This window comes from Mesorhizobium sp. M2C.T.Ca.TU.002.02.1.1 (genome assembly GCF_003997225.1).
In genome coordinates, this window is record NZ_RZTO01000571.1 from 1 (window position 1) to 4,087 (window position 4,087).

Here is a 4,087-nt window from a genome sequence, read left to right on the forward strand (position 1 = left end):
CACCTGTTCCAGCCCGAGGTCGTTGGAGCGTGCGCCCTTGACCGGCTCGTATTTGAAACAGCCGGCGCGATCGATCTTGGCTTCGTCCAGCCAATCCAGCAGCATCTGGAAATCGTCTTCCGTTTCACCGGGGAAGCCGACGATGAAGGTCGAACGGATGGCGAGGTCCGGGCAGACCTCGCGCCAGCCGCGGATGCGGTCCAGCGTCTTTTCGCCATGCGCGGGGCGCCGCATATTCTTCAGCACCTGCGGTGAGGCGTGCTGGAAGGGAATGTCGAGATAGGGAAGGATCTTGCCTTCCGCCATCAGCGGAATGACATCGGCGACATGCGGGTAGGGGTACACATAATGCATGCGTATCCAGATGCCGAGCTTGCCGAGCTCCTCGGCGAGGTCGAGGAATTTCGCCCGCACCTCGCGATCGCCGAACGTCGACGTCTGGTACTTGATGTCGATGCCGTAGGCGCTGGTGTCCTGCGAGATGACGAGGATTTCCTTGACGCCGGCCCTGGCGAGTTTTTCGGCCTCGCGCAGCACATCCGCGGCCGGGCGCGAGACGAGATCGCCGCGCAATGCCGGGATGATGCAGAAGGTGCAGCGGTTGTTGCAGCCCTCGGAAATCTTCAGATAGGCGTAGTGGCGCGGAGTGAGCTTCACGCCCTGCGGCGGCAACAGGTCGACATAGGGATCGTGGCTGGGCGGCGCCGCCTCATGCACCGCCGCCATCACGCTCTCATAAGCCTGCGGGCCGGTGATCGCCAGCACGTTGGGGTGCTTTTCGCGGATGACCTCCGGCTCGGCGCCGAGGCAGCCGGTGACGATGACACGGCCGTTTTCGGAAAGGGCGGAGCCGATGGCATTGAGCGACTCATCGCGCGCGGAATCGAGGAAGCCGCAGGTGTTGACGACGACGAGGTCGGCGCCGTCATGCTTGCGCGCGATCTCGTAGCCTTCGGCGCGGAGCCGCGTGATGATGCGCTCGGAATCGACGAGCGCTTTCGGGCATCCAAGACTGACGAAACTGACGCGTGGGGCGGACATAGATTTTGTTTTCCAAGAGGTGATGGCGAGATCGAGGATCGAGCCTCAGGCTCTGGATTTCGATCTAAGTGCGCGGCTCTAAGCCATTTCGCGCGGCGCAATAGCACGCTTCGGCCCGGATGCAAACCTGCGTGCCGGCCGGGACAAGAGTGGCTCGGCACCTGTCCCTCAACCAGCCTCAGTGGCCATCCGGCCCGAACCATGGCGTGAGGAAGGCAAAATGGTCGGGAAACTGCTGCACGGCGCCTCCGAGCAGCATGTTGATCGCGACGTACAAGATGATCAGCAGGCCGATATAGGCGATCCAGCGATACCTGTGCAGGAGGCGTGCGACAAAGGATGCGGCAAAGCCCATCAGGGCGATCGAAAGGGCCAGCCCGATGATCAGCACGGTCGGATGCTTCATGGCCGCACCGGCGACCGCGAGCACGTTGTCGAGCGACATCGAGACGTCGGCGATGACGATCTGCCAGGCGGCCTGGGAGAAGGTCTTGCGCGGCGCCGCACCGGCGATCTTGCCATCCTTGTTGTAGTCGCCGTTCGACAGCGCCTCGGTCGCGTCGCGCTCATCCTCATGGCTGACGCGCAGCTCGCGCCACATCTTCCAGCATACCCACAGAAGCAGAAGCCCGCCGGCGATGAGCAGCATGGGGCCGATGCTCAGCAGCCATTGCGTGATCAGGGCAAAGATGATGCGCAGGACAGTGGCCGCCGCGATGCCGACAAGGATGGCGCGCTTGCGCTGATCCGCGGGAAGGCCGGCCGCCGCGAGGCCGATCACAATCGCGTTGTCGCCGGCTAGCGCAAGATCGATCGCGACGACCTGGAGGAGAGCTGAAAGGCCTGCGGCAGTGAATATTTCCATCGACTAGAAATCCTTGCCTGAAATGAGCGTAGCCCTTTACTCGGACGGGCCTAAAGGCACGGTCCATCGGCGTCAAGGCGCAGGTTTGGACATCGTCGGAAAACAACGCGCCGGCGCAGGCTCTCAAGGATTTTCGGGTGGTTGCCGACTGGTGGGCGAGGCCGAAAACCAGAGCGTTTCACCGTTTCACGGAAACGGCGAACCGCTCTATCTCCTTGTTTTGACGCAATTCCGGGCGGGGAAACGGCTATGCACTTTCCCTGGAATTGCTCTAGTCGTAGAGATTATATTTGGCCCAGTCGGATTCCGGGATTTCGTCGCCGATCTTGTAGCGGAACTGCAGCACCTGCATGTGGTCCGGCCCGGTCAGGCACTTGAACTTCAGCCGATACCATTGACCCTTGCTGCGGAAGGCGGCGCCCGAGCTCTTGATGGCATCGGCGCTCATCTGCGGCGTGGCGAAGGCGTAGGCCACGACGCGGTCGGCCTTGTAGTTGCGATCGTCGTGACTGATCCGGTCGAGCACTTCGGCGTCACAGCGCTGCTCGAGGCGAGTCTGCGGATCGAGTTTCATCAGGCCGGCGCGCAACGCATTGTCCATCGCCTTGGCCGGCAAGACCAGCGTCAACGACGCCAGAACCATCAGGCAGAGCTTTTTCATGGGCGCGACAAGCAGCACATTTTGTCCGAGAAATCAAATAAACGGTATTTTACCAATAGGGCGAATCGTCCGCGAATGGCTGGAAGCGAACGCCTATCTGCCGGCGCAATTTGAGCTGGATGACGAGAGCGCAACCGAAGGCAGCGCCTGACAGTGAGACAGCGCATCAATTTGAGCCGTCGCGCCCGGTTGTGCGCTTACTTACAATGTTGACAAACCGTACCAACCACCACGCGCCCGCGCCCAGCACAGCACCGTGAATAGCCCACGTGTGCGAACCGAGATGGTGAAGCCAGTAACTGAACGGCAAGCCAACGGAGATTGAGAATAGGGTGTAGCCAATGATCTCGCCGAGCATTGCTCCAGTCCCCGCGCTTATCAAAAAACCCATTTGCTCTTTGGACATGGGACCGAGAGTGCCGCAGGCGCAAAGGGCATGCAAGCTTGGTCATTTCCCTCGACTGATTAGTAGCTTGGTTAGCTGGTTCCTGACCGAAAATCGAGAAACTCCAAGGCTCCCAAGCGATTTTAGGGCTGACTGGCGGAGGGGGTGGCTGTCAATTTGTTTGTGCTAACGGGTTGGACTTAATGCGTAATTTTTATAGGTATCGGAATGGTACCCCGAAAAATACCCCAAAGATTGTACGGGCTATCAACCCATAGGCGCTGAAAGCGGCCCCGCCCGATCCAAATGGGAATAACACGCGATTCGCAATGGGCGTTTACGACTCGTGGTTAGAGTCGAGATCCAATCGGGATCATGGCGGGTTCGCTGAGCGGCCAACGCCGCCGGATTCGGAGAGCCGCGGGCGGCCAACTCGGCAAGCTCTTCGAAACATCTCGTGCCTTGGGTGGAGAGACTCTCATCAACACGCGCGCTGGCTTTTCGTCGACATTGTTGATGCCATGCTGCCCGCCCGGTGGAATGAAAAGGTAGGTTTCGGAAATCGCTCGGATCGTCTCTTCACTGACGTGCCAGACGCATCCGATGGCGGGAATCCGGCATCGGCCCTCGTGGCCTCAGCGAACTCCTTGAGTGTGTCCTAGACGTCGTAGACTGCAGGGCCGTCATTTCCATTTGATGCAGAATCCGGTGCACGAGCATCGCGGTTGGGCGTCTCGGAACAGTTGGTGATGGCGCATCGAAGTGGTGTCGAAATCTCCGCTCTTCAACTTCCCGGCCAAGGATGCGTATCCGGCCGACGGCAGCGACGAAGATCAGCTGTTCGCGAAGTTCTCGCCCGCCGGCGCGCTCTCGCTGCCTGTTGCGAACCCGGCATTGCTAGGAATCTCGGCGCCGGACCCCGGCCATGAGCAACAGGTCATCCATAAGTTTTGCCGGCCGCCTGCGGTAGCGACCGATGTCTTGTCGCTCAATCCCGAGCCTGTTGCCCACAGGCTTGACGCCGCAGGGGAGCGAGACTTCTTAAGCCGACACAGTTTTGGTCGCGTCCTGCAGTTCTGCAAGTATGGCCGAGGCATAACGGGTTATGTTTAACAGAAGACGTTTCAATTTGAAT

5 protein-coding genes are annotated in these 4,087 nt (G+C 60.1%); 2 read left to right on the top strand and 3 right to left on the bottom strand.

Annotation, left to right across the window (positions count from 1 at the left end; translation table 11 throughout):
- The 3 genes from rimO to EOD07_RS25140 form a co-directional block, all read right to left on the bottom strand.
- Positions 1-1,041: 30S ribosomal protein S12 methylthiotransferase RimO (rimO, locus tag EOD07_RS25130; protein WP_127237338.1), on the bottom strand; the 1,041-nt coding region annotated here is incomplete at its 3' end.
- A gap of 178 nt (positions 1,042-1,219) precedes the next feature.
- Positions 1,220-1,906 carry a TerC family protein gene (locus EOD07_RS25135; protein ID WP_041009286.1) on the bottom strand — a complete coding sequence of 229 codons (687 nt, stop codon included), beginning with the start codon at positions 1,904-1,906 and terminating at the stop codon, positions 1,220-1,222.
- 271 nt (positions 1,907-2,177) lie between these two features.
- Positions 2,178-2,585 (bottom strand): DUF930 domain-containing protein, encoded by a 408-nt coding sequence (locus EOD07_RS25140; protein WP_040982871.1) that lies wholly within the window; start codon positions 2,583-2,585, stop codon positions 2,178-2,180.
- Between EOD07_RS25140 and EOD07_RS37780 the strand changes: the two genes are divergently transcribed.
- Both EOD07_RS37780 and EOD07_RS25145 read left to right on the top strand, forming a co-directional pair.
- Positions 2,566-2,718 carry a hypothetical protein gene (locus EOD07_RS37780; protein WP_164772502.1) on the top strand — a complete coding sequence of 51 codons (153 nt, stop codon included), beginning with the start codon at positions 2,566-2,568 and terminating at the stop codon, positions 2,716-2,718. The genes EOD07_RS25140 and EOD07_RS37780 overlap by 20 nt on opposite strands.
- A 996-nt stretch (positions 2,719-3,714) precedes the next feature.
- Positions 3,715-4,065, top strand: a complete 351-nt coding sequence (locus EOD07_RS25145; RefSeq protein ID WP_127237339.1) for a hypothetical protein — start codon at positions 3,715-3,717, stop codon at positions 4,063-4,065.
- Positions 4,066-4,087: the final 22 nt, after the last annotated feature.

Bases quoted from the DNA above. Each gene is read 5' to 3' on its own strand.
- EOD07_RS37780 (WP_164772502.1), top strand. From the start codon at position 2,566: ATGGGCGCGACAAGCAGCACATTTTGTCCGAGAAATCAAATAAACGGT.
- EOD07_RS25135 (WP_041009286.1), bottom strand. From the start codon at position 1,906: ATGGAAATATTCACTGCCGCAGGCCTTTCAGCTCTCCTCCAGGTCGTC.